The organism is Moorena sp., from assembly GCF_982860115.1.
Genome location: NZ_CEYLVT010000018.1, coordinates 1 through 5,907 on the forward strand (window position 1 = coordinate 1; position 5,907 = coordinate 5,907).

At 43.8% G+C, this 5,907-nt stretch carries 5 protein-coding genes; 2 read left to right on the forward strand and 3 right to left on the reverse strand.

What is annotated here, in order from left to right:
* Positions 1–2,253 (reverse strand): alpha-mannosidase (locus AC4II3_RS05350; protein WP_488007298.1); only part of this gene is annotated, 2,253 nt, incomplete at its 3' end.
* A 476-nt stretch (positions 2,254–2,729) separates the two neighbouring features.
* On the opposite strand from AC4II3_RS05350, the gene AC4II3_RS05355 reads away from it, so the two are divergent.
* Entirely contained in the window at positions 2,730–4,775 is a 2,046-nt protein-coding gene (locus AC4II3_RS05355) for a hypothetical protein (protein ID WP_488007300.1), read from the forward strand.
* Between the two features lie 215 nt (positions 4,776–4,990).
* On the opposite strand, the gene vapB is transcribed toward AC4II3_RS05355, so the two are convergent.
* The gene (gene vapB, locus AC4II3_RS05360) at positions 4,991–5,215 is read right to left on the reverse strand and encodes a type II toxin-antitoxin system VapB family antitoxin (RefSeq protein ID WP_488007302.1); all 225 of its coding nucleotides are present in this window, start codon (positions 5,213–5,215) and stop codon (positions 4,991–4,993) included.
* A gap of 141 nt (positions 5,216–5,356) precedes the next feature.
* The gene (locus AC4II3_RS05365) at positions 5,357–5,551 is read right to left on the reverse strand and encodes a hypothetical protein (RefSeq protein ID WP_488007304.1); all 195 of its coding nucleotides are present in this window, start codon (positions 5,549–5,551) and stop codon (positions 5,357–5,359) included.
* Between the two features lie 138 nt (positions 5,552–5,689).
* Here AC4II3_RS05365 and AC4II3_RS05370 point away from each other — a divergent pair, with 138 nt between their 5' ends.
* On the forward strand, positions 5,690–5,884 hold the full coding sequence (locus AC4II3_RS05370; protein WP_488007306.1) for a hypothetical protein: 195 nt from the start codon (positions 5,690–5,692) through the stop codon (positions 5,882–5,884).
* Positions 5,885–5,907 lie beyond the last annotated feature (23 nt).

A 5,907-nucleotide genomic window follows, 5' to 3' on the forward strand; every position in this document is an offset into this window, starting at 1 on the left:
AACCCCTCCCAGGAGGGGAACGGGAGTCGGGAATCGGGAATCGGGAATCGGGAATCGGTTACTGGGACGTAGCTCTAACTTCAAGTGCTCAGTATTGCTGCACAACCAAAAAACACGATATCCTACCGAAGGAATATTACTGGCTAGAAACAGCAATTCTATTTGAGAATAGGAGAGATTGTCATTGTTATTGTCATGGTTTGGGATGTGCTGGGCTTGATCTTGGCTAACTTGAGAGACTATCTTTTCCCCAAAACAGTCATACACTTCCCATTCGATTGACCCGACCGGTATAGAAACAGGTAAGGAAATAGCTAAAGAAATAGCAATTACTTCTGAACGCTGCCAATTGAGAGGATTAAAGACAATAATGGCTTGAGCATTGGGTTTCGGTGGTGGTGGTAAGGTGATCTTGGATGCGATCGCATTTAATGATTCCTCCAATATCTCGTGCGTCACCTCCTCTACTTCCTGCCAAGCCTGATTAGCGTCTACAAAGACTTCCGGAATCGATGTTCCTGGTAAGATGTCGTGGAACTGATTAAATAACACCTTTTTCCAGGCTTGCTCTAGTTCAGTCTTAGGATAAGCTTGTCCTGTCGCAATGGTTTTTAGGGCGGCAAACAGTTCTGCTTGGTACAACAACCCCTCACAACGACGTAGAGAGCGCTTTTGGTCAGCGTGAGTGGTATAGCAACCGCGATGGAATTCTAGATAGAGTTCATCATTCCAAACCGGAATCTCTTTAGTGGTTTGGCTTTTCAACCTGCTAACCTTGGCCAAAAGGCCACGCTTCGCGAACAACAAATAGTCACTGGCGGTGGTAAATTCCAGCTTTGGGAAGAATGGGGATTTTTGCCAACGTCTTGCTACTTGTAACATATCCCTGGTGGGACCACCGCCATGATCTCCCACACCAGGTAACCAAAATGCATCTTTGAGTGAGGTTTGATTTTCCCAATCAATGGCGTAGCTTGCCATAGTAATGGGATTTGTATCCATAACACCAGCAACATTAGGGGGAGACATCAGGCTGAAGATTTGGCTGCCATCGGGAGACTGCCACCAAAAAGCACCGTAGGGAAATTTAGTGGTATCGTTCCAGTGCAGCTTCTGGGTCACGAAGTAGTCAATTCCACCTTGTTTGAGCAATTGCGGTAGTTGCCAACAGAAGCCAAAACTATCGGTTACCCATGCCACTGTGGTTAACTGACCGAAGGTTTTCTGGACGTAACGTTGAGCATAGAGGATTTGTCGGACAATTGATTCACCATCAATTAAATTTAATTCCGGTTCTACCCACATCCCTCCCACAATTTCCCAACGACCAGCAGCTACTTGTTGTTTAATTGCTTTAAATAAATCAGGCCGATGCTGTTCTATCCAAGCATAAAGGGCAGGTGTGGTATGGCAAAAGGTGAAATCTGGAAATTCTTGCTGTAGTGTTAATACTGATTCAAAGGTACGCACAGCTAGGTCCCAGGTCTCGCTCACTGGCCATAACCAAGCTAGATCAAGGTGAGCATGGCCTAGCATTTGGATAGAGTTTTGACTATTGTGAATTCTGAAGTTTGAATTCTCAATTGTAGTGAGTTGTTGGCGTAATCGGGTAAGCGATCGCATAAATTCTGTCGGCTGTGAGACCATATCCCAATTAATCTCAGCCACAGCGTTAGCTAGAGTCGCTAATTTTTCGGGTTCAAAGTTAGCGCTATACTTTTGTAAGACAGCCAATTCATCAGCTACAAAGCCTGGATCGATATCATTGGTGGCTTCGTAGAGGATTTGCGATCGCATTAATCCGCCGATATCATGACCAGGACTAACCAACCTTAGGGCTACGGCAAACTCTTCCTCTGGCACTACTGTTGAAGTTAGCAGCATCCGTGTGGAGGAATCAAACAAATCCCCTTCTTGTACCAGCTGGCCGTTGACAAAAATCTCAGCTGATTCTGCCCACCAGGTCAATACCAAACGTAATCCTAAGCCTGCTAAAGGATAGCGCTGCAAATCCTGGGGCACTAGGAATCGTTGACTTAACCAGATCAGTTGTCTGCCAGCAGACCAAGTAATGTAATCTTTTTCATTGGGTTGGGCTATTGACCACTTCTCCCAGGTCTGTGGTTGAGTTGCCACAGGGTAAGGAATATCTCCGTTACAGTATCGCCAACCCTGCTGAACATTGGTTTGAGTTAAAGCACGGAGTTTTGCGATCGCATTATTAATCCTATCAATAATCTTAATCTGATCCATTCGGTTGACAGCGGTTTTCAATTCGGTGAGGTAGTTTCGTTCTGGGAGGGAGCAGGGAGCAGGGAATAGGGAATAGGAAATAGGGAATAGAGAAACTTGTTCTGTGTACCTGATCAGCTAGTCTTCATTGAAATTCTCTTGTTATCAGAGTAGGGGAGAGGATTTGACGTTTTTTTTGATAACGGAATAATATTCAAATTTAAATAAGGAACAGGTTATCATTAATTTGTTATTTGTGGTTTATTGACAGTTAACCGTTAACCATCAACTGTTAACCGATAACCACTTCCTGATATATAGCCTTTATCATAACTATGAGGTACAAAAAAAATAACCTCTTCCCTCTTATCTATTCCAGAATAATCGATGCTCTCTCGTAAAACCAACGAATCTGTACCTCAACTAAATAATAATTGCTATATATGCAGCTTAAATATCTATCAGCTAGCTAATCCCTTACCCAAACAATAACCATCATGTCTTCCCCTGCCAAAGGTCCCTATCGCAGTAGATTGTTTAACTTTATCAATCGACAATCTCAACGGTTTGCTGACCAAATTCAACGTACAATACGCCATTTAAAGGTTGCAGGGGTATGGGGAGGACAAATTTTACTTTATCCGGTTTACCTACTGGTGCAAGCTAGTTTATCGGCTGGGCGTCAAATCTCCTCTTCGGTAAAAGCTGGATTGCCCCAATTAAGGACATTTAGCCACACCCAGCCCCAAGAAACACCGCCAGAAGCAGATACAGCAATTAAGCGAGTGCTACAAGAGTTGAACCTTAGCAAGTTTACCCTTGACGCTGCTCTAGACAACGTGAAACCGTCTAACGGGCAACCTGTAAGCCTCAATAACGGGCAACCTATCCTACTGGAACAGCAAAGGCTAACATCCCTAAATAACCAGGAACCCGTAAGCCTATATAACGGAAATGGTGTAAGCCGAGAACAATGGGCAACCCGGAATGAAACCCCAGTTCAAGGCTGGACTAATGGGTATATATTGATTCAGGGAGTGGCTTGTGTATTGGACAACCGGGGTCTAGTGCTGGTGACAGTGGAAAACCAAATTCTGGATATATTGACACCCCAGCAGCAGCAACAACTAACATCCAGAATCAGTTGGGAGCTGGCTGACTTACTGCGTAAATGGCGTTTAGCCCACTCCTTAGGCGGCAAAAAAGCATCCCCTTCCCTTGCTACCTTAGATCACCCCCCTATTTTTCCACCCATCAGGCTATTCTGGCGATTGATGGCCTGGGTGCAAACTAGTCCTGTAGCGATCGCAATTAATCTTTTCGGGGAATCGAGGATCATTAGTGCTACGCGCACGCTACGCGAACGAGCTGTTTCCAAGGGTCAATCAGCCACCTCTAATCACCGACAACTTAAACCCAAACCATTCCAGCTATCACCTTCTAGCCCAATTCAAGACCTATTAACTTTGGTGGATAACAAATTGCTGGAACTGGAATCACACCAATTAGTACAACGATCGGAAGTGGTGGTTAAACTGAGTAAGCAAATCCCCCTAACCCTTCGCCAGAGTAGTAATCAGCTGATTCAAGCCCTACAAAAACCATTTATTAAGCCTAATAGCTCAGAGGAGGTAACCGCAGGGTCTGACACTAACCGACTTAAAATCTTAAGCTTAATCTATGCTGCGATTGACTATTTCTTTGGTAGAAAACCATCTAACTTTACTTTGAGTGGTTCCTCAGAGCAATCCGACATCCCTTCTGGTTCTGGAGAGGGTTTACCAGGAGCAAACAGCAATGATTTATACCCAGAAGCCCATCAGCTATCAGGAGATAATTCCCTTCCACTTTCCCCGTCATTAAAACCATCCACCTCAACACCATCTCGGTCTAAATCAGATGAACTTGATCCTTGGTTATCCGATAATGATTTATGGGGCAACCCAGATGGATCTGACCACTACCAAAATTTATCTTCCTCAACCTCCAACTCCCGAAATCAGGCAGAATTACCGGTTGCTAATCGTAAATCTAGACATCAGTTACCAGAAGGATTCAACAGCAAGATTCCTGTGAAGTCAGAAAAATCTATTTGGACCCTCTTTAAGCGATACCTGAACTTAATAAAAACTCCAGGTAAACTGATTATATCAAGAAAGAAATCCTCAAACGTTAAACCAATACCATCCATTAGCCAGAATACAAATTCCAGGACTGAAAAATCACCAGACCTATCGCAAATTCAGGCTAATTTAGGAAAAACTACTCCCAAAAAATATAAACATCAACCTCTAGCAGTTGTTAATTCTGGTAGCAACAAGGTTAAAGGAGCCAAGGGAGAAGAAAATGGCGCGATCGCTAACTCTAGAAACCATAGTGATCTAGAGCCAAATCAAGACTGCATTGATACTAAGGCAACTCCAGAAGGATATATTAAGCATCCTTTAGAACGAGTGTTAGAGTGGTTAGATATTACTATACTTTGGATAGAAGAGTTAGTGGTTAAAAGTTGGCGGTTGCTGCAACGGTTGTGGCCATTTTGAATAGAAGGGAGTAGGGAATCGGGAATCGGGAATCGGGATCCTGTTCCCTGTTTCCGAAAACCATAAACTCTGTACCTCACTACATTGAAAACAGCTATATCAGCTTAAGCGCTACGCACACGCTATGGGAACAGCTTTTAAATAAAATAATAACCACTGACCGCTGACCGCTGACTGCTGACCGCTTAATGTTTACCTCTAGAAGAGCTTTCATCTTACATATATTCTGCAAAATCTTCTAATGGTTCATCAAAATCATCTGACATAATGATTTGACCTGCCCAACTACCATAACCGTGATTGGTTTCTATCTTTTCCTGATCAGATTCTGTATTATTTGGATAGTTTTGTCGTAAATAGTCTGCATAATGCAATAGTTCTTTCTTGAGATGTTCAGGTAAACTAATGACGACTTTCCATAAGGCCAACTCAGTATTCATAAGGTTTAGTTTAAGCAGATAAAGGGATGATTACAATTTTAGGAAGCAAGATATCAGCTTATGCGCTACGCGCACGCTACGCGAACAGCATTCAGTGTGGAACAGACAAGATGCCCGTTCCACAAACATAGATGTAAATTCCTAGGATTCTTCATCCATCGGATTATTCCCGACATCAAAAATAATTATAAATTCCGCATCAGGCATTAATCGTTTCAGAGCCCACAAATGTCCCTCCGCATCCGACCGGTTGCGGAAGCGAGCAACAACTACTCGCTGCATTTGTGGTAACAGCCGCATGACCACCCATGGATGAAGGCGTTCAGAATAGGTCATTATGAAAGTATCTCCTTGTGATTGGGGAGCCAGAGCTAGCCCGTAGATTTTGGACTTTCGCCGGGCTAGCTCTTGACTCTGGGCGTCTCAGCGCCCACTCTTATACTATAACACAAAATTATTTAATTATAACATATTTTGAAAACTTTTGTAAAAAACTGGTCGGGAGTCGCGAATCGGGAGTCGCGAATCGGGAATCGGGAGCAGGGAAACTATTGCCTCTTGCCTCTTGCCTATTGCCTAATCAATATCAGTAGAGTGGGCATCCTGCCCGCGCGACAATATGGCATCCTGCCCGCGCGACAATATGGCATCCTGCCCGCGCGACAATAAGCATGACACTGGCAAGATGCCAG

Excerpts from the sequence above, each read along its gene's own strand:
- AC4II3_RS05355 (WP_488007300.1), top strand. The coding sequence starts at position 2,730 with ATGTCTTCCCCTGCCAAAGGTCCCTATCGCAGTAGATTGTTTAACTTT.
- AC4II3_RS05365 (WP_488007304.1), bottom strand. The coding sequence starts at position 5,551 with ATGACCTATTCTGAACGCCTTCATCCATGGGTGGTCATGCGGCTGTTA.
- vapB (WP_488007302.1), bottom strand. The coding sequence starts at position 5,215 with ATGAATACTGAGTTGGCCTTATGGAAAGTCGTCATTAGTTTACCTGAA.